We start from the raw sequence: 21,224 nt of genomic DNA, 5'->3' as shown, positions 1-21,224 counted from the left end.
ATGGAAAGACATCAAATACAATACGCCAATAAGACAATAGATTTTGCAATACAACGAAAAAATGTGAAGAATGTTAACCTCAATATTAAGCCTGATATGACAATAGAGGTTTCAGCAAACGAAAAGGTCCCCCTTACTTATATATATGATTTTGTAAAGGGTAAAGGATCGTGGATACTAAAACATGTGAAGCATTTCGAAGACGTTCAGCCAATTTACCAAAGTAAAAGAGAATACGTAAGTGGCGAATCTTTTAAATATCTAGGTAAACAATATCGGCTGCGTGTTCAGCAGGTAGAAGATGATGAAGTAGTAAAGTATTTTCGGGGTTTTATTTATTTGTTGGTAAAGGAAACAAACAACTACAGCCGAAAAGAACAATTAATGGATAATTGGTACCGGGAAAAGGCTATTAAAGTGTTTAATGAATCCATGAATAAACTCTCACCATTGGTAGAGAAATATGGTATTGAAAAACCAACTCTTACCCTTCGTATGATGAAAGCTCGCTGGGGATCAGCGTTAACAGATAAAAACATCATTCAACTAAATACTGAACTAATAAAGGCCCCGAAGCATTGTATTGATTACGTAATCTTACATGAATTAATCCATTTTAAATACAATGATCACAGTGAAAAGTTCTATAACATGCTTTATACTCTTATGCCTGATTGGGAGAAGCGAAAGAAGATTTTGGATGAAGAGATAGTAAAAGAAATGTAAAGGGACAGTTTCCGTATCAGGGGCTGTCTTTTTATTTATTTATTAATGAGTTAGGAGAATCGGTTGCTGCTGGTTCCTTTTTATTTGCCACCCTTAAAAGGTGAGTGGTGGGGTCTTATTTACGAAAGTATGCAGAGTTCAAGCAAATCTACCAAACAGTGACGAAAAATGGTGTCTGTATTTAATACAAAACCTCAAAACTTGTCACTATTAGGTTTATACTCAGCCAAATTTGATAAAAACCCAAACAAGATTTTAGGGGTTGGTAGCTCAAACCATGCTCGAACACGGAATTCAAAAAATGGCGTTATATCTTTTCAAAACCTATCTATCATAAAGTATCAAATGAAAGGGAAGTGATAGATATGAAAAAAGCAAATAAGTCATACCGTGAAGAGTTTTACACAAAGAAGGCTGTTGAGTTAAACGTAAAGTCACCAAAAGAAGCAAAACAAATTTATGAGGGTTTGAAGCATTACGCTAGATTAACAGAAAAATATGGGCTAAACCAGGTTCAACATTGGCTCAGCGTTTTACAAGGAATAAGTAATTCCTCAATTGGGGGTGATAAATAATGAGTCAAGCACCCCAAACTAAATCCTCACAAACTCCTCAATTTCCTCAAACCGATCTACTGATCACTCCATACACTCACGGATACAAAACAAAACCATCAAAAATTGATGCAGCAAAAATGCAAAACTACTTCAAATCCGTAAATATCGGAAACAAAACAGAGTTTAGGCATATGGATGAATACGAATTTGCACATAATATCCTAGAAACTGGTACACCACATCTTGTGGTAAACTATTTTGATTCACCAAATAAAAGGGATGAAGTAAAAGGCCTTATGTCAAATATTATTGAATACGATATAGATGACATAAAGCATTTATCCTATGAAAGAAAAAAGGAGCTAGAAAAGAAGTTGTTTAAAAACTTCTATATGGTTCAAAGATCATTCTCAAGTAGTGATGATTTCAGCGATCCCCGATACCACGTATATGAACGGGTCATTCCATTAGAAAACTGTTCGTATGAGCATTGGGCTTATGCGTACAAGAGAAGAATGGAGTATTGGGAACAAGAACTAGGTATTTCCTTTGACCAAAGCCAACATTTGCTAAAGCTAATTTATGCCTCTGGTAAAAAGGTCCACATTAACAAGAAACAAAAACCGACAAACCTCCAGCCTTATGTTGACGAATTCCATGAAGAAAAGAAAAAAATGAAGACCAATAAAAGAAAAGTTGGTGATAAACAAGTCGCAAGAAAATTAGCCGACAAACGCTTCAATAATCAATTCCAAACAATTGGGGTTAACTATGATGCTATTGTTAAGGCTCTTGAAGAAATGCCATTTATTGATGATTACAAAGAATGGTCTAATCTCTTACAGACTTTTTATAGCATGATGCTTGAAAGATTAATTAACAGGGATCAAGCATATCAGCTATGTGAAATCATTGATGATGGAAATGGAGCCTATCGTGAAGAATTCAATAAGTTCGAAAGGTATGGATACTGTGAAAGGACGATGGGGAGTTTCATTTATGATTTGCACACGTTTGGTATTGACACAAAAGGAATTTTTCAACTAAGTGAGAAACATGAAATGAGAATTGATAAGGAATGGGAGATTGAAGGCTATCTTTCAAACAATGTTCAGGTTTGTGGGGAAATTAAGGATTTGGTACTGAATAATCCTGGAAAACGTATTTTGTTTATTGGGGATACCGGAATTGGAAAGTCAAAATTCACTTTGGATGTACTTGATGAATTTAATGATAGATTACAGTCTCTCAAAAAGACCTACAGAAGTATCGGTAGTTTATCTTACTCAATCATGTCAATTCCAAGGAGAAACCTAATTAACAATCTAAAGGAAAACTTTACAACGGAAAAGTCAGCCGTCTTAACGGGTTCCGATGAAATGATTAAGGGGCAACGAGAAAGCGTGATTGCTGCTAATGATAAGTTCCTTACAACACCTGATCATGCACATGTAATTCTTGACATGAAGCTGGTAGAGGGGGAAAGAGTGAGCCGAAGTGGTTATGCTGCAGCAACGTTAGAAGTTTTGAAACACCATCGTATCATGATTCTCGATGAATGCCATATGTTAGCTAATGACTCAACGTTTAAGTCCGATACCATCGAAAGGTATTTGGCGGAAGAAGAAGAGCATATGAAAAATGGTGGTGTAGTTTTACACATGACAGCCACCCCCGAGAGTCTAACCATTGAAGGTGTTTATGATTTGGTTATCAAGGTTACACAAAAGAATCGAAAAAACCCTTTTCGTCAGGCTGGATATAAAGTCCTGTCCGGCAAAGATACCAATGAAGTCGACTCAATGATGCTAAAGCTAATTAGAGAAGCAATCAAAAAGAATCCAACGAGAAAACTTCTGGTATTCATTGAAAATAAAAAGTTGATCGAGGACTATAAAAAGGACCTGGAAAAGAAGGGAATTAAAGGGGTTGGTGTTTATTCCAAAAAAGAGAAAGCTAGGAGTGAAGAAGAGCTGTCCATTATCGAATCAGGGATTATTCCGGAGGATGTTCAAGTTATCCTTGGAACAACAGCGATGAGTGCTGGAATTAGCATTGTATCAGGATTCAATGAACAGGCTGAAACATGGGTGTACTGTAGTAGTTCCAGTATGAATCATGAATTTACACGTTTGGTGCAGATGTCTAATCGTTATAGAGTAAGTAAGGAAGTAGAGTCATATGAGGCTTTCAAGATTTTCTTCCAAGAAAGTTCATCAGATAAACAAGGTAATGTTTTCCGATACCATGCCTATGTGGAAGAGCAGAAAAGGAAGGCTGAAAACTCCAAGAAATACATTGAAATGTTACGGGGTGAGGATGTTCCTGTTATCGGTGATTTGGATGAAATAGAACGCAACTGCGGGGTATATTCGGATAATGATGGTAGTATACGTATCAACTACCCAGCAATTGAATCTGAGGGAATTATGATAAAAACTTACAACAATTACAATAATTATCGTTCCCTCATTAAAGAATTGGAGGCTAAATTCAGGTGCCAGTTTACGGATTCGAATGAATCCGTAACGGTGAACAAAAATGAATTACTGAAAAACAATAAAATCAAAGGTGATTCTAAAAGCATCATTAAGCAATTAGCCTCCAATGAAAGCTATTTCAATCAATTAAAGGAAGAATATATGGCAGGGAGAAAAGATGGAGAACTTGAACTTGTTCGTAATATCTTAAAGGGTGGAGGTAAAAAGGACTTGAATTACTTTCTTGAAACAGAACATGATTATGAAGTGGTTAGCAAAGTGTTTAAAGCCCATCAAAAGCCATCACAGTCCAAAACATATTGCTATGTTGATGACCTAAAAGCCATTGAGGAGATTAAGGACATTAGAGGAAGAAAAAAAGTAACCTTACAAGTTCAGTTGGTGGATGTGTTAGATGAAGTATTCAAGAATAGTAAAAAAAGACTTACGTTTGAGCTCAGTGATGAAGTGAGTGATTTCTTGAAAAAATGTCTTGGTAGAAAACTCAAGGAAAAAGGACTTGAACTGGATGCCAGCCGATTCAAGCCCCAAACTTTTAAAAAACTACTCAACATCGAAGTAAAACCATCAAATGGTAAGAAGTTCTATACATTACATGGTTTCAAGGATGAACAGTATATAACCCTCACTTATGGTCTGCAAACCATAGAAGAAGATATGAAGGAAGTTGCATAGCAACTTCCTTTTCTTGTGGGTCTAGTATTCTATTCCGGAAAGACACTTATTATTATACAAATTTTAACCTATTACAAATTAGTTGCGTTTATCATTTATAAAAAATTACTCAAAAAAGTCTAATTGTGACTTGGCAGGCAACTTTTTAACCCCGGTGACTATATACAATAGAATTATAGAAGGAAACCAAAAAGAAAAAAGGAGACATAAACAAATGAAAAATAACGTAGTAAAATTTGATAATTATCAAACTGCTGAGGAAAAAGATAATTCTCTAACAATGGAGGAAACAATCGAAAGACTACTGATAAATGGACAAAACAACCTAGAGTTTGAACCAGTTCCCAAAAATGCAACGGGAGACGATTGGAATTATGATGAGGAGGAATTTTACATTGGAAACGATGGTGATGTTCTAATGGGCTATCTTCTGTATAATTCAGAAGAATTTCAGCAAGAAGGTATAGACGGCAATATTGAAATGGAAAAGGAAATCTTCCTAACAGAAGAGGGTAGACTCCTAGTTGTTTTTGCAGTAACTGAATACGATTATTGCCCTAGTTGTGAAAAAGTCCATTGTAGGTTACACCGAATTATTGCACAAGATCAGTCTTTAAGTAACGAAGAAGCAGTCGCTGTGCTGAATGAACTATGTATTGAATTAGATGAAGAACCGATGTTCTTTGAATAGGTTTAGGATCCAAAAGTTGAGCACATACAATTTGATTCTTAAAATTAAGTAGGGATCAAACTTGGTAGAACCTCAAAGGTGATTATTTCAAGGAGAAAGGTACTAAAATGAGGTAACAATAATGGAAAAGATAAAACACTTTTTCTTCCTCATGAAAACAAATAGAATAGGTCCACTAATTAGTGAAATTCAAAAGGAGATAAGAAGCTATGTTCAAGATTTTTATCTCCTTTTTACCACGATAGATTAAGGAGATGATTTAAGTTGAATCAAGTCATTACACAAATTCAACAAAAATATCGAGAGAACCGAGAATTAAAAAATTACAGTATCTTTGATATTGACATTAGCTTAAAGGAACTTGCAGACAGAGGGTTAATCTGGGTTCTAAAAGATTTGAAAGATATGTCTGATGGTGAGAAAATACTGATTGATCATTATTTGAATGAGTATAGAGCCAATCAAATTTACGATAACCTTGATGGCATCCCCTATCTACAGCCCTCGAATGAATCTGCTACAACACCACTCAACCAATATTCATTAAATCCAGTACCTGTAAAAAAAGAAAAACAAACCAAAAAACAACAACACCTCGATGTAAGAGATGTAAAGCAATTCATCGGTTATAAGAAGGCCAAAGAACTCGAAGAAAAGATTATTGAACTATGTAAAAGTTTTCCCTCATATGAAAAGAAACATGTTATCGACCAAATTCATAGGAGTGCTAAATCAATAAAAGAAAGAATCTCTATAGGAGAACAGATATATATTGGTGAAAAGTTTTCCCAATATAGTATGAGCATTGGGTCGGCAAAAGAAACTTCAGCATGGTTACAAATTTCATTGGGGCAAAAATATATAACACAAGAGCAATATGATGATTTGGATTGTTTGGTAAACCAAGTGGTATCCATCTTAACCAAAACCCTATGTCACTTAAAGGATAATGAGGGAAAGGGGATAGATTTGCCTAACCCTTATACTCCAAATGTGAATAATTTTGGTGCATACAAGAATGCTCTATTACTGGTGGAAAGGATCTATGAGATTACAAGGCAACGAGAATATTGGCGGGAAAAAGATCTTTTATATGGCATGCGACAATGTTCCACTTCATGTGTTGCCAATATCGCAGAAGCTCATCAATTGTATATACCCAAAAAGTTTCGTTTCTTCAATGATTCATTAAAGGCGTTACAAGGGCTCGACAGCTTATTGGAAACATCCTTGAACAAAGGTATTATTTCGAAGGAGACCTTAAAAGAGATTGATGGGTTGAGGTTTTCTATACGGAATGTACTTACAACGAAAATGTCAAACATCAGCGATGAAAAAGCGAGTTAATCTTTTGAAAGGGTAAGGAGATATTATGCTCTTTATCCTTTCTGTTATTTAATTTCAGGTATATTAATACTGTTATCAATTGGTTCATAAGTTCTTAGAGTTGTTGTAATATCTAATTAAAGAGGTGATAAATGGTGGATTTCGTTAAGGACCTGTCAGAAATAATGTTGCAGGCTTATAAGGAAAAAGGTATAAACCCTCCTAATGGAGATGCCCATACTTTATTATCCCGGTTTTTCAATTTAAAGGATAAAATAATTGAGCCTAAAATAAGAAACGTTAAAGTATCAAAGGAGCTAAGTGGGGGCGTATTAGATGATTATTACAAACAATGTTTACATCATATTAAAAATAGGTTTAAGAATGGGAAAGATGTAAGTATTTTTCTAAGTAAAAAAAGTATTAAGCCTTCACAAAAAGATTTACTTCTATATGATTGGGGGATTCATCATTTGCATTTAAGTATGCCGAAAAAAGGAAAGAAATTTGTAGAAAGATCAGACTACCTATTATTTTTCATGATTGACAATAATAATGTCTATTTTATAGATGTAACCAAACATAAATTACCTGATGGAACGGAATTTTCACAGCAAGAATTGTTGAGAATCGTTAAGAATAACTGGCCTTACTTACTTGAACCATATAAATTAAAAGGTGCATTTTCATTAGAGAGAGAAATGTCGGATAAAGATTATTCGGAATTGAGAAAATCAGGAAGTGCCTCTTTAATTGAAATTGATGAAGAAGTTTATGGGTTAATTGGGGGTGGAATAACAACTGCACGAACCAATATAAATCACACAACGAAAACAGATCATATATTTCGAACGTTGAGAGATATGGAAGGTACTTTAAAAGAAAATCATAAGAATATGTCCGATTTCCTGTTTCAAAATGGATTCAAGCAAATTAACCCTTCATTCAGGTTAATTGTTGAGGACGAAACTTTTTATGTTATTAATGAGAATACTAAGGTAATAGTTTTGGAATCTAAAAGTCTTTTTGAAACTATTTTTCGCTAGAATCCTAGTGAGGATTCTTTACTTTACAAAACCCTGTTGTGTAAACAAGGAAATCCTATAAAATCGGCATTTTTATTTTTGGATTTTGCCTCTAGGCTGTTGAATCTTACTCAAATAGAGATTTACAATGAATATGTAAGATTCATACAGGAGGTGAACTAAAGTGAAAGTTGTTCATCCGATTCGAGATTTAAAACAACTTGAAGCGGTGAAAGGATACCTTCGAGGGAAAAATAAAAGAGACTATTTGCTTTTTATGGTCGGTATTTCATCAGCTCTAAGAATTTCTGACATTTTGATGTTAAAGGTGAATCAAGTGTGGGACGGTAGGAAGCCAACAGAGTTTATCGAAGTGAATGAAAAGAAGACTGGTAAATATAAGCGGTTCCCGATTACGCCAAATTTAGCGAAAAGTATTAAAGAATTTAATAGAGAGTTTCCTGATAAGAAACAGGAGGACTTCCTTTTTACCAGTAGAAAGGGAACCAATCAACCTATCACCAGGCAATATGCTGCATCAATGTTGAATGAAGCCTGTGATATGGTAGGGATAACAGAGAAATTCTCAACGCACGGAATGAGAAAAACTTGGGGCTATTGGGCTTTTAAGAAAGGCATATCACTTGATTACATATGTATAGCCCTTAATCATAGGTCCGTTGCGGAAACTAAAAGGTATCTTGGAATATTACAAGAAGATCTTGATGAATTGTACTTACAAGTTAATTTATAAAATAGAGGCATTTGTTGCTGACTTTGTTATACGGAGAAAAAAAACAATCCGTTTTGACAAAAGTCAACGCAACAAATGCTTTTTTATATTTAAGGGGGCTTACTAAACGATGGACAAAATTAATGCTGTCATTCAATACATTGATGAGCATTATCATGATGAGATTTGCAATAAACATGTAGAAGAATTGGCGGGTTGTTCTTATGTTGATTTTGTTTCTGAATTCCAAAAAGTAACAGGGTCACAGTTCTTACGTTATTTAATCCGTAGGCAATTAACACTGATAAAAGAAGAATTATGTCGTATTAATGATTCACAGGATAAAAATTACTCTCCATTTAATGGTTGGGATGAATATTCTAATCTTTTTAAATGTGAATTCAAAACAACTGTTGATTCAGCAATTGATAATGAACACATTATTCTTCAAGAAAGAGGGAGTAGGGGGATACCGAATGATTAGAGAATGGAATGAAACAACTATTAAAAGGTTCCTAATGGAAAAACGAGGTCAAGGAACAGGAAAAGACTATAAACCATGGCTGCAAGTTCAAGACATAGCATCGAAAGGAAGATCTACTCGTATTTTTGGTCATACCACTCAAAGGGTCTACCATCTATTAAGCGATATGCAGTTATATTACTTCTACTTATTGGAATTTGACGACCATGTTACTGACATAAGGGAGCAGTACCCTTTACTAGATTTCCATGACATGAATATCCAAGTGGATGAGGAGCTTACAAAGAAACTATTTGATACGAAGACACAAGTACCACATATCTTTACGGTTTCTTTTTTTGTAACAAGGAAGGGGGAAAATGGAGAACCTTATTATCAAGCAAGAATAATTAAGCAATCACAGGAGTTAGAGAAAAATGCAACCTTGCAAAGATTGGAACTACAAAGAAGGTATTTTGAAAAGAAAGGGATTGATTTTGGAATTGTGACAGAAAAAGAAATCAATAAACAATTGGCACGAAATATTGGCTGGGCATTGAACTCCTATGACATTCAAGATTATCCATTGCTTACTTTGAATTTGCCCCACTTAAAAAGAGATATAGTTCAGTATTTGTCTAATAAATCGGATACGTTTCAAGGCATTTTTTCCCGATTGGAAAGAGAATATAGCTTGGATGAAGGATTGGGTCTAATCTTATTTAAACATTTGATAGCCCATAAAGAAGTAAGCATGGATTTAAGCAGGAAAATCTATTTGACTAATAAAATTGAAAATTATCATATTGAATTTACTGGTGAAAATGGTGGTGATGTAAGGTATGCAGTTGGTAATTAATGATTTATTACAAAGCACTGAAAATCCTGAATTTATTCAAAGGGTAGTTTGGGTCGATAATGAGCATCAACTTTGTTTTCTAGTTAATGTCCGTGAACCATCATTTCCTTACAGTGAGGAAATACACAGTATAGAATCCTCTTTGATCAAAGGTGAGATTACAAAGGTTGCAACTGAACCGTGGGCGTTCAGCGTGAAAGAAGAAGATTTATCTGGGATAGAAATTGAAAAACGTGATAAAGCATGGATAGTAATAAATCAAATCTATTTAATTCCTGACATTTTTATTCCAAAGAGGAGATCAGAGCTAATAAAAATGGCCAGTAAGGATTTTTTCCTTAGCACAAAGACCATTCGACAATATTTAAAACGATATTGGTCGAGAGGGATGGTAAAGAATGCTCTCTTACCCGACTTTAATAAGTGTGGGAAACAGCAAGGAAAGGAACGTAAATATATCAAAAAGGCAGGAAGACCCTTCGCTTACTCTTCCTCTATTCAAAGGGCAGCAATAACCGATGAATGGAAGAAAATCATTAGAATTAGCCTAGAAAAATACTACTTTATTCGTTCTAAACCCTCATTAAAATATGCTTATCAGCAAATGGTAAAGGAGTATTTCTCCAAAGAGGATGAAAAGTCAGGCTATAAAGTATTAGATTTAGATAAGCCAATTATTTCATATGACCAATTCTATTATTGGTATCGCAAGTGGTACAAACCGGAAGATGCCATTCATAAAAGAGAGGGCAGAAGGGAATTTTTACAAAACTATCGTGCTATAACCGGTTCAGCCACAGAAGATTCTATGGGGATAGGTACATATGCCATTGATGCAACCATTGGTGATGTTTATTTAGTTTCAAGTTTTGATAGGAATATAGTGATTGGCCGTCCTGTCATTTATTTAACTGTGGATATTTTTTCCAGGTGTATTGTTTCTGTATATGCAGGAATTCAAAATATGTCAAAAGAATCGTTGAGGTTGGCTCTTGCAAATGCCTTTGAAGATAAAAAGGAATTTTGCAAGCGGACCCTCGATATGGATATTGATGAAAATGATTGGCCTATTCATTATCTTCCGCATACTATTTTGGCGGATCGGGGTAGTGAGTTGATTTCCAATGAATTAACACAAATCACGGCGGATTTAAACATTAAGATCCAAAATTTAGGTCCGTACAGACCTGAGCTAAAGGCCGTATGCGAAAAATACTTTGACATTCTTCAGGACCACATCTCTCCATTCCTCCCTGGGGCGGTCCAAAAAGATTTTATGAAGCGTGGAGGAAAGGATTACAGGAAGAAAGCAGTGTTAAACCTAAACGAGTACGTCCAAATTTTAGTCAGAACGGTTCTATATTATAACAATCATAATTATTTATCGGACTACCCGTTAACGCAAAGTATGATAGCAGAAAAGGTCCCACCAATACCGATAGAAATATTTAAGTGGGGTTTGCGTAAAGGAACAGGATTACTGAGAACTATGCCTTTAGATGCGATCAGAAGTAGTGTTTTACCTAAAGCTAGTGCAAAAATCACCCCGAAAGGAATCAACTTTGGAGGTCTCTATTATACTTGTGCGAAAGCATTGAAAGAACGGTGGTTTTCTAAGGCTCGAATAAAAGGCAGTTGGAGTATGGGGGTGCATTATGATCCTCAAGACGTATCTAATATTTATATTCGTATAGATAGGTTGAACTATGAAGTTTGTTCATTAATCGAACAATACGAAATGTATCGTGGTGTAAAGATGGAAGAAGTTGTGAGTTTAAAAACTGAAAGAAAGCAACAAGAGGCAGAATATGAGGAAAGCAGTTTAAATGGAGCAATTCAATTAGCTCAGGACATAGAGGAGATTGTTAAAATGGCGAAAAAAGAGGCTAACAATCAAATCTTAAATGGTGAGGTTCCTAAAGATATAAAGAATATTAGAGAAAATCGAGAAAAAGAGAGAGAAATATTTAAAAGGGAAAAACAAACCGTGGTGGATCAAAATAACATTGGAAAGCAATCGAACGAAGTAAATCATGATACTGAACCGGTAAAAGTGTTGGATATTTTCCGAAAGAAACAAAAGGAAGTGCTTTATGATGGAGATAATTGAATTACATAATGGAACTGAGGCACAAATTGCAGAATATAGGGAACAAGAGATATTGGAATATCAAGGCAATCCTCTTATAGAGGCGTTGCCGCCAATCTATTCTCAGGAGGAAGTCATTGACCGTCTAAGCATGTATCCTCCATATAATAAGGAAGAAAGATATTTGAATGACCATCAGAGAGTTCATCTAATTTCTAGGTTGCTGCATTATTTTCAAGCTATCCCGATCCATCTAAGAATTGAGTCATCAATATCTAGGTTAATTAGAACTGGTTATACCTATCGCAATCCAGTAAGTTCTACTTATGCACAAACTTTTGTGGATAACTGGAATAATATACAAAATAAGTCTTTTGATAAGTCTATTATCCAGACAGGACAAACATTGAGTATTTTGGGGGTCTCAGGTGTAGGAAAAACACGTACATTACAGCGAGTCTTGCAAACCATTCCACAGGTCATTTCTCATGTTTCATATAAAGGGCAAGCCTTAAATCACTATCAAGTAACCTATTTAAAAATTGAAACCCCTTTTGATGGTTCCGTAAAAACCATTATTTACGATTTTATGTATCAAGTAGATCTACTTCTAGGCTCCAACTATTTTAATAGATACGTAAACAGTCATTTGTCAACAAGTCAGCTAATGCCCATTATGGCTCAGATTGCTAAAAGTATAAACCTTGGCATGCTATTCCTGGACGAGTTACAACATTTAAAGGGTATAAAAAGCTCTAGCTCAGCACAGATATTAAACTTTTTTACAGCGTTAATCAATACGATAAATATCCCTCTCATTATGGTTGGAACCCCAAAGGCAATGGATGTCTTACAATCACAGTTTAGACAAGCAAGAAGAAGCACTAATATGGGGAACATCATGTGGGATAGATTTGAAAAAGATGCTATTTGGGATTTATTTGTTCAGGGTATGTGGAAATATCAGTGGACAAAAGAGGAATCACCGATTACAGAACAAATTTCTTCAACCCTATATAATGAGTCTCAAGGAATTGCAGACATCGCAATTAAGCTCTATATGATGGTGCAGCTACGTGCTATTAGTAGTGGTAATGAAAAGATTACCACTGCGTTAATTAAACAAGTGGCTCAAGAAGAATTAAAAATGGTTCAGCCTATGCTAAATACATTAAAGAGCAAGGACTATAGCAAGCTAGTAAAATATGACGACATAATGCTACCAAATATTGAGGACTTTATTGAACAAGAACGGATTATTGTTGATCAAAATCAGGTACTGAACTCACTCCAAGAAGGAGCCGAACGGAAAAATGAGCAAGTACAATTAATTGATGATACTGTTTTCCGTTTAGGGATGCTAGGTTTTAATAATGATGTTGCTGTTAAGGCAGCACAAAAAGTTGTTTCTGAGAACAATCAAATAAGGGATGTATCACAAGTCGTAAAAGATGTTTTTCTTCTATTAAACAATAATGAAAAAAGTACGGATAAAGTAATAAGTAACGACCTAAGAACCATTATAAAAAAAGGGAAAGAACAACAAATAATTGCGTATCAAGCACTACTAGATGCTGGAGTAATTAAGCAGGATTACCCTGAGCGTGATGTTTCATGATTATACAATTCCCAACCCCATATCCTGATGAACTTTTATATAGTATTATTGCTCGGTATCACATCCGATCAGGAAATGTTTTTTGGAAACACACATTGGAAGATTTATTCGGTAAGAGGACGATAAGTGCTTCGGTATTTTTGCCATCTGGAATTGCCTCTCTAGTTCAGCATTTGCCTAAAAACACGACATTGAACGAACAGATGCTTATAGAGAAACATACAATGTATCCTTTTTATACAGTGTTCTTGCCAACAGAAAAGGCTCAATCAATTTATGAGTCTATGACAAGTGATGACGGAAAGAAGATTTATATGCAATCGGGTATTATGGCAAGTTCGATACCACAAAACAGGTATTTAAAATATTGTTCAGCCTGTGCTGAAGAAGATATAGCTACGTATCGAGAATTGTACTGGCATCGCCTTCATCAGTTACCTGGAAATCTCATTTGTGCTAAGCATGAGTTGTGGTTAGAGGATAGCGATGTATTGATAACTCATTCTAATAAACATGCTTTTATCTTACCAACCACCAGCAACTGTGATTTGAAAAGAAAGAGAAAAATAACTGAGAACAACCTAATACATCTCAAGGATATTGTTTTACGAGCAGAGCATTTATTGAATAGGAAATATCAAAATCAATGCTTTTCCCATTTCACAAAGTTTTATCGCTATCATTTAATGGAAAAAGGTTACGCTAGTTATAGAGGACAGGTTTATCAGAAAAAGTTGTATGATGATTTTCATACATATTTTTCACAGCAAGTTTTGGAAAATCTGCATGTGAAAATACGGCAATCCGATTCTTGGATAGCCAATATATCCCGTAAACATCGAAAGTCATTTCATCCTTATTATCACATTCTAATGCTAACCTTTCTTGGATTAGATACTAACTCAATATTTAAGGGCAATTCTTTTGAAAGTTATCCTTTCGGAAAGCCTAAATGGCCTTGCCTTAATGTCGTTTGTCCCAAGTATCATAAGAAGGTTATTGATGAAGTAACTGTAAGAATATGTGAGAAAACAAAGAAACCTATTGGGAGATTTACTTGTCCTGTATGTGGATTTTCTTATACAAGAAAAGGACAGGACCCAGAAAAAACAGGACAGTACCGCTATACACGGATTATGGATTTTGGTCCTATATGGAACAAGGTATTAAAAACTTTGTTAGAAGAAAAACTCAGTTATCGGGAGATTGCTCGAAGATTAAATGTTGATCCCGGAACTGTGATTAAATATAAATCAGAAAAAGAGGGGATAGAGAAATCAACAAAAGAAGTTTTGAAGCAGGATGAGAGTGGAACTATCGAAAGATATCGACAAGTTTGGATGCAGCTGCAAGGCGAGAATCCACGGCTATCTAAGACTCAACTAAGAAATATTAATCCAGCAACTTATGCCTATCTATATAGAAATGATAATGAGTGGCTTCAAAATAATTCACCTAATTTGAAAAAGAGAAGAAACGATAATAAGAGAGTGGATTGGCAGAAAAGAGACCAAGAGATATTAGCTAGTGTACAAAAGTCTATGGATGAAATTAGATATTACAACGATAAGCCTAAAAGGGTTACAGTTAAGAGGATTGGTGATGTAATTGGAGAAAGAGCGTTATTGGAGCAACATTTAGATAAGATGCCAAAAACCAAAGCATTGGTAGATGATGTTTGTGAGTCAGAAAAGGATTTTCGTGTACGAAGAATAGGTTATGTAATTGGTTTAATGAATAATGACGAAGATGAAATAAAGGTATGGAAGGTGCTTAGGAATGCCGGGATTAATAAAAAGTTCTACGAAGAGGTAAGTGAGTACATACGACAAATTACTAATTTCAGTATTTAATAGTATCCCGGTGCAAGTGATTACATAGTGTTTTGAAAAGTGTCTACTATTCTATAGTAAAAAAGAGGGGTTTTCAGTATAATAAATTTAGGAAATTATTACTAATTTTAATTTAAGGGGTATAGATATGGGGAAAGCGACAGCAGTATATATGGATTATGATAATTTATACCGTTCTATTAATGAATCATATTCCCAGTTTAAAACAAGTGAAGTAGTAAAAAAAATACTAGAACATTTAGCATTAGGAGAGGAAAATTCAGTCCAACTTATTAAAGCGTTTTGTGACTTTAAGACAGCAAATAATGAAATAAGTGATCTACAGGAGAATTTAGTAGAGTTACGGCATATTAATTCCATTGGAGATGGAAAAACCAATGCGTCTGATTTAGCTTTGGCGATTGATGTAATTAAATCGCTATATAATACTCGTAAGTTCGAACACTATGTAATTGTTTCCTCGGATTCTGATATGCTTCCTCTAATTTTAGAGCTTAGTTATCAAGATAAAGAAATAACTCTTTTATACTTAGAATCTAAAGTAAAAAAAAGATACGTAGAAAGCCTAAAAACTAGGATTAATGTAAAGAAGATTGAGGATATTTTAGGTGTGGAAACATACAGACCTTTTGATATAGAAGATATAGAATCAAGTGATGAGGAAAAGTTAAAATACTTAAATTGTATTAATAAAGGAATGAATAGACTATTTGTTAAATACGGTTCTAAACCTCTGACAGTAATTTATCAAAAAAATATTTTAGAATTTTTGAATGATGAGTCAAGTTTTAATTTGCAACCATCTGATTCCTCTGCAATACTGGATTATTTTAAAAATGAAAAATTAATTATTATTAAAGAGGTAGAAGTTAATATAGAGGATAAGGAAACAACAAGAAAAGCTAATTTTATAAACCCCGAAAAGCTGAATGAGCTAGGATTAACCTTGGACGAGGAAATAAATGTTAAATATGAAACAAGAGAAGAATCCTTAGTATAAGTGTCAAATTAATTAATTTATGTTAGATGTTTTAGCTAAACAAACACTGGTATCTCCTTCTCAAAGAATCAAAAAATCTTTAGAGTTAAAAAAAATTTAAAGAAAGTGTTGTATTTTTCTCTAAAAATGAATATAATGATGATGAAGATTCAAAAAGAACGATTAAAAAGAACGATTTATAAATGAACGAATTAAAGAACGAATTAAAAGAACGCTTTGAGGAGATCCTTCTAAAAATTGAAGGATCTTTTCTCATTTGGTGAACCTTCAAAATAAATGAATTTATGCCCTATAGGATTGGAAAATAGGTAAATAAGAAGGTAAAAAAGTGATTCCATAACAATCATAAATAATCAAATCAGTTAGTTATGCCTCAACAGAGTGTAAATGGAATGGAAAAGGAAATTACATAGGTAGACAACGAAAAGAATCCAATCGTGATTTCATCCTTTTTGCACAATATCCTTTCAATCTTTTGAATAATAGTTGACAAAGTCAATTGTTGTATATATCATTTACTGTGAGGTGAATGAAAAAATGAGTTTTAAAGAAGCAATTGAGATCAGAGAAATTCTTCAACAATTGGTTCGTGATTTTGGTTTATTACAGCGTGAAGGTTCAGAATGTTGCGGAATAACAGTCCTGCAAAGTCACATTATATATGAACTGGATAAAAATCCCCGTATTTCCTTAATTGATCTGGCTGAGAAATTATCCATGGATACCGGAATGCTAAGTAGGCAAATCAATAAAGTGGTGGAATTAGGGTATGTTTCTCGAACCCCAGATCCAAACGATAGACGTTATGTTGTTTTATTACTTACTGAAGAAGGGCAAGTAAAAGCAAACGAAATCTCCGGTCAAATGAATCAATACATTGGGCAGATTTTAGGATTCATTCCAGATGATAAAAAGGATCAGGTTATAGATAGTTTACAGGTCTTACTGAGTGCCATGAGGATGAATGATGGATCTGGTTCTGGTTGTTGTACCACTAAATAAATAGTGGTTTCCTTTTGGGTGATATTTGACTTTATCAAGTGTTGATTTTAGCAATTAAAGGAGGGGTGATTAATGATCATTAGGGAGGTCGAAGTAAAAGACTTGATGAAAGTTCTTCAGATTTATAATCAAGGAATAGAGGATCGGATTGCCACACTTGAAACTAGAACGAAAGATCAAGATTATATCCATTCCTGGTTTCTTCATCGTCAGGGGAGATACGTTGGGTTGGTCGCAGAGGATGAAGAAAGAAACATTGTCGGATGGGCAGCCATAAGTCCTTATAATCCTAGAGATGCCTATAGGGGAGTAGGGGAAATCTCGGTCTATATCCATCGTGATTTTAGAGGGAAAGGGATTGGGCAAAGGTTGCTAAAACAACTTGAAATAGAAGCATCGAATCATGACTTTTATAAATTAGTTTTATTTACTTTCCCATTTAACTCTATAGGTCAAGGCTTATATAACAAATTGAAGTATCGCCAAGTTGGGATATTTAAGAATCAAGGAATTCTTGATGGTGAATTTGTAGATGTAATGGCGATGGAAAAAATACTAGGTGCAAATTGTTAATCTAAGCATCTGGATTTTACATACAGCAAATATCTCAGTTACAAAGTCGAAGTAGTCTTCTTTAAAAAACATAATGAGAGGAAAGATGAAAATGGAATGGATAGAAATCAAACCGACCTGTTGTCAAGCTGAAGAGGAATTGAAAGAAACTAATAAAGATGAAAACAAACATTTACCCGTTGCAATTATTGGGGCGGGCCCTGTAGGTCTTGCAGCAGCAGCCCATTTAGCAAGATATGATCAACCATTTATTCTTTTAGAATCTGGAGCTCAAGTAGGGGCGAATATCCTAACATGGGGTCATGTTCGAGTATTTTCACCTTGGAGATATAACATTGATGAGACGGCATCTAAACTTCTTAAAGAACAAGGTTGGACTGAGCCAGACCTAAATGAATTACCTACTGGGAAAGAATTAGTTGATCAATATTTAAAGCCGTTGGCAAATACTCCTGAAATTAAAAAATCTTTGTTTGCTAATACAAAGGTTTTTTCAATTAGCCGAAAAAATATGGATAAAATGAAAACTGCTAATCGAGAAAAACAACCATTTGTCATTTATGCAGAGCAAAATGGCGAATTTAAAAAGTTTGAGGCGAGAGCAGTTATTGATGCAACAGGCACCTGGGGTAATCCTAATCCTGCAAATTCAAATGGCATTTGGTTAAAAGAAGAGGAAGCCATAAAAAATCAAATTTTCTATGGCATCCCAGATATTCTAGGAGCAGGTAAAAGCCGTTATCTAAATAAACGTGTTGCTGTTATTGGAAGTGGCCATTCTGCAATCAATTCATTATTAGAGTTAGCAAAATTAAGAGAAGAATATCCCGCAACAGAAATTGTATGGGTTTTGAGAAAAGTGCGAGTTGAAGAGGCTTATGGAGGAGAGGAACTGGATGCACTCGAGGCGAGAGGTGATTTAGGAAGTCGCATACACAAATTAGTGGATTCGTGCGTAGTTCAAGTTATTACTCCTTTTAGGATTCAAAACATTAAAGGGGAAAATGGGAAAATAGAGCTAGTAGGGGAGACTAAAGATGACTTAAAAACCTATTCAGATATAGATGAAATGATTGTCAATACAGGGAATCGTCCAGACTTTTCAATCCTTCGGGAAGTGAGGACCAGCATTGATACAGCAACGGAATGTGTCAAAGCTCTCGCTCCATTGATTGATCCTAATATTCATAGTTGTGGAACGGTACGTCCTCATGGGGAAAAAGAATTACGGCAACCTGAAAAAGATTTTTATATCGTTGGAGCAAAAAGCTATGGTCGAGCACCAACATTTTTAATGGCGACAGGATATGAGCAGGTTCGCTCCGTTGTAGCATACATATCAGGGGACTACGAAGCCTCAGAGAAGGTTGAGTTGGAATTACCTGAAACGGGTGTATGTAGTACGAATCTAAATGTTACAAAAGCATCCTGTAGTTCAAATTCATGCTGCTAAAATTGTGAAATTAGAAAGGGGGAGTCGAATATACTCTCCTTTTTTTGGAGGTAATGATGATGGTCATTAATAAAGGTGGTAATTTAAGTAAAGAATACTTTATTGCATATCTTAAATTAATTATGAATAGTAGACAATGCACCTTAGAAAAGGCAAAGGAAATCACGTTTGAGCGTCTATTTCAGAAAGATAAGGAAACACTTGGGAGCATTTCTTTTGAACGTTTTACAAATGCGTATGAGGATTTAAAAGAGGAAGGAAAGTGAGTTTAAAACCTTTTTACCATAGACAAATAGTTAGAGGGGAAAGTGCTGTGAAAAACCATTGAAGAAAAAACTTGAAACACATATATAAGTGGATTATTATATAAGTAAATACTTATTTAAAGTGAAAAAGTGAGGTGTAAAATTGAAAACGACTATTGAAATAGAACAAGTTGCTGTAATACTTAAACTATTAGGAGATAAAACTAGGCTAACCATGATGAAAATTCTTGATGGTGGAGCATGTTGTGTATGTGAATTTGTTGAGATATTTCAAATGACACAACCAGCTATAAGCCAACATCTAAGAAGGTTGAAAGATATGGGATTGGTTCAAGAGGAGAAAAAGGGACAGTGGGTTTTTTATTCAATTAATGAGAACAATATCTACTATCCATTTGTTACTCAGATTCTTAACCAATTACCTAGCCAAAAGGATAAGTTAGAGGATTTAGAAAAACAAGGGAAACGGATTTCTTGTTGTTAATATTGGGGGTTTTACATTTTGTCAGGAACACTTATTTTAGCTCTTATTATCTTTATTGCAACATTGATTTTAGTTATTTGGCAACCTAAAGGGTTAAATATTGGCTGGTCAGCTTGCGGAGGGGCTGTAATAGCTTTATTAGCAGGAGTAGTGGGATTTAGTGATGTTCTTGAAGTAATTGACATTACATGGAATGCAACGTTATCTTTCGTTGCAATTATCCTCATTTCATTAATATTAGATGAGATTGGATTATTTGAATGGGCAGCATTACACATGGCACGGGTAGCAAAAGGTCATGGAATAAAGATGTTTGTTTACATCAGTATTCTAGGTGCTATTGTAGCGGCCTTATTTGCAAATGATGGTGCGGCATTAATTCTAACACCCATTGTACTTGCTATGGTACGAAATTTAAAGTTTAAAGAACAAATGATATTTCCCTTCATTATGGCAAGTGGATTTATTGCTGATACAACTTCACTTCCGTTTATTGTAAGTAACCTAGTAAATATAGTCTCTGCAGACTTTTTTGGTATCGGATTTGTGGAATATGCCTCACGAATGATAATTCCAAACTTATTTTCACTGATTGCGACGATTTTTGTATTGTTAATTTACTTTAGAAAAAGTATCCCTAGAAATTACGATTTATCAAAATTAAAGGAACCAAAAGAGGCTATTAAAGACTTAAAAATGTTTCGCTTATCATGGTATGTTCTTAGTTTATTAGTAATTGGATACTTTACTAGCGATTTCATCAACGTACCTGTTTCTATAATTGCAGGAACCATTGCTATTTTCTTTTTCATAATGGCAAGACGTAGTGCTTCTGTTAATACTAAGGAAGTTATTAAAAGTGCACCTTGGAATATTGTATTTTTCTCTATTGGAATGTATGTGGTGGTATATGGATTAGGAAATGCGGGACTTACATCTGCACTGGCAAGTGTCATTCAAACAGTAGCTGATCAAGGTTTATTTGTTGGAACTGTTGCAATGGGATTTTTAGCTGCTTTCCTCTCATCCATCATGAATAATATGCCAACCGTTATGATTGATGCTTTAGCCATTGCTGAAACAGATACATCTGGTGTGTTAAGGGAAGCACTTATTTATGCTAATGTAGTTGGCTCCGATTTAGGTCCAAAAATCACACCAATTGGTTCTTTAGCAACATTAGTATGGCTTCATGTATTGTCACAAAAAGGTGTTAAAATTTCATGGGGAACTTATTTTAAAACGGGTATTATTTTAACAATTCCAATTCTATTTATTACATTATTAGGTCTTTACCTAACACTTACTCTATTTTAAAAAGGAGAATTAT

The 21,224-nt window shown here is 34.6% G+C and carries 19 protein-coding genes; all 19 read left to right on the top strand.

Features of this window, described 5'->3' with window-relative positions; all coding sequences use genetic code 11:
* The 19 genes from B7E07_RS22320 to B7E07_RS22230 all read left to right on the top strand — a co-directional run bounded on the left by B7E07_RS22320 (position 1) and on the right by B7E07_RS22230 (position 21,211).
* Positions 1-726, top strand: coding sequence for a M48 family metallopeptidase (locus B7E07_RS22320; protein ID WP_080848948.1), 726 nt, complete (start codon positions 1-3; stop codon positions 724-726).
* Positions 727-1,091: 365 nt separating this feature from the next.
* A complete protein-coding gene (locus B7E07_RS22315; RefSeq protein ID WP_080848947.1) occupies positions 1,092-1,301 on the top strand; it encodes a hypothetical protein in 210 nt (69 codons plus the stop codon).
* 278 nt (positions 1,302-1,579) lie between these two features.
* A complete protein-coding gene (locus B7E07_RS22310) occupies positions 1,580-4,459 on the top strand; it encodes a DEAD/DEAH box helicase (protein ID WP_176215268.1) in 2,880 nt (959 codons plus the stop codon).
* A gap of 214 nt (positions 4,460-4,673) precedes the next feature.
* Entirely contained in the window at positions 4,674-5,150 is a 477-nt protein-coding gene (locus B7E07_RS22305; protein WP_080848945.1) for a hypothetical protein, read from the top strand.
* Positions 5,151-5,414: 264 nt separating this feature from the next.
* Positions 5,415-6,497, top strand: coding sequence for a four helix bundle protein (locus tag B7E07_RS22300; protein ID WP_080848944.1), 1,083 nt, complete (start codon positions 5,415-5,417; stop codon positions 6,495-6,497).
* Positions 6,498-6,628: 131 nt separating this feature from the next.
* On the top strand, positions 6,629-7,522 hold the full coding sequence (locus tag B7E07_RS22295) for a hypothetical protein (protein WP_080848943.1): 894 nt from the start codon (positions 6,629-6,631) through the stop codon (positions 7,520-7,522).
* Positions 7,523-7,685: 163 nt separating this feature from the next.
* On the top strand, positions 7,686-8,255 hold the full coding sequence (locus B7E07_RS22290) for a tyrosine-type recombinase/integrase (RefSeq protein WP_080848942.1): 570 nt from the start codon (positions 7,686-7,688) through the stop codon (positions 8,253-8,255).
* Between the two features lie 109 nt (positions 8,256-8,364).
* Positions 8,365-8,718 (top strand): AraC family transcriptional regulator, encoded by a 354-nt coding sequence (locus B7E07_RS22285; RefSeq protein ID WP_080848941.1) that lies wholly within the window; start codon positions 8,365-8,367, stop codon positions 8,716-8,718.
* Complete coding sequence (locus B7E07_RS22280) at positions 8,711-9,556, top strand: TnsA endonuclease C-terminal domain-containing protein (protein ID WP_080848940.1); 846 nt, start codon at positions 8,711-8,713, stop codon at positions 9,554-9,556. The genes B7E07_RS22285 and B7E07_RS22280 overlap by 8 nt, the downstream gene beginning before the upstream one ends.
* Positions 9,540-11,666: an integrase catalytic domain-containing protein gene (locus tag B7E07_RS22275; RefSeq protein ID WP_080848939.1), complete on the top strand. Its 2,127-nt coding sequence runs from the start codon at positions 9,540-9,542 to the stop codon at positions 11,664-11,666. The genes B7E07_RS22280 and B7E07_RS22275 overlap by 17 nt, the downstream gene beginning before the upstream one ends.
* On the top strand, positions 11,650-13,263 hold the full coding sequence (locus B7E07_RS22270; RefSeq protein WP_251685483.1) for an ATP-binding protein: 1,614 nt from the start codon (positions 11,650-11,652) through the stop codon (positions 13,261-13,263). The genes B7E07_RS22275 and B7E07_RS22270 overlap by 17 nt, the downstream gene beginning before the upstream one ends.
* Positions 13,260-15,116, top strand: a complete 1,857-nt coding sequence (locus B7E07_RS22265; RefSeq protein WP_026682634.1) for a TnsD family Tn7-like transposition protein — start codon at positions 13,260-13,262, stop codon at positions 15,114-15,116. The genes B7E07_RS22270 and B7E07_RS22265 overlap by 4 nt, the downstream gene beginning before the upstream one ends.
* 127 nt (positions 15,117-15,243) lie before the next feature.
* A complete protein-coding gene (locus tag B7E07_RS22260) occupies positions 15,244-16,116 on the top strand; it encodes an NYN domain-containing protein (protein ID WP_026682633.1) in 873 nt (290 codons plus the stop codon).
* 537 nt (positions 16,117-16,653) lie between these two features.
* Complete coding sequence (locus B7E07_RS22255; protein WP_026682632.1) at positions 16,654-17,118, top strand: MarR family winged helix-turn-helix transcriptional regulator; 465 nt, start codon at positions 16,654-16,656, stop codon at positions 17,116-17,118.
* Between the two features lie 72 nt (positions 17,119-17,190).
* Complete coding sequence (locus B7E07_RS22250; protein ID WP_026682631.1) at positions 17,191-17,691, top strand: arsinothricin resistance N-acetyltransferase ArsN1 family A; 501 nt, start codon at positions 17,191-17,193, stop codon at positions 17,689-17,691.
* Between the two features lie 85 nt (positions 17,692-17,776).
* A complete protein-coding gene (locus B7E07_RS22245; protein ID WP_026682630.1) occupies positions 17,777-19,144 on the top strand; it encodes an NAD(P)-binding domain-containing protein in 1,368 nt (455 codons plus the stop codon).
* A 53-nt stretch (positions 19,145-19,197) separates the two neighbouring features.
* Positions 19,198-19,410: a hypothetical protein gene (locus B7E07_RS22240; protein ID WP_257391522.1), complete on the top strand. Its 213-nt coding sequence runs from the start codon at positions 19,198-19,200 to the stop codon at positions 19,408-19,410.
* 142 nt (positions 19,411-19,552) lie between these two features.
* Positions 19,553-19,894 carry an ArsR/SmtB family transcription factor gene (locus B7E07_RS22235; protein WP_026682628.1) on the top strand — a complete coding sequence of 114 codons (342 nt, stop codon included), beginning with the start codon at positions 19,553-19,555 and terminating at the stop codon, positions 19,892-19,894.
* 18 nt (positions 19,895-19,912) lie between these two features.
* Positions 19,913-21,211, top strand: coding sequence for an arsenic transporter (locus B7E07_RS22230; protein ID WP_026682627.1), 1,299 nt, complete (start codon positions 19,913-19,915; stop codon positions 21,209-21,211).
* The last annotated feature ends 13 nt before the right edge of the window (positions 21,212-21,224 follow it).

Source organism: Cytobacillus gottheilii (genome assembly GCF_900166665.1).
GTDB classification, from domain to species: Bacteria; Bacillota; Bacilli; order Bacillales; family Cytobacillaceae; genus Cytobacillus; species Cytobacillus gottheilii_A.
The sequence above is the reverse complement of the archived record's forward strand: the minus strand, read 5'-3'. Positions and strand labels throughout refer to the sequence as shown.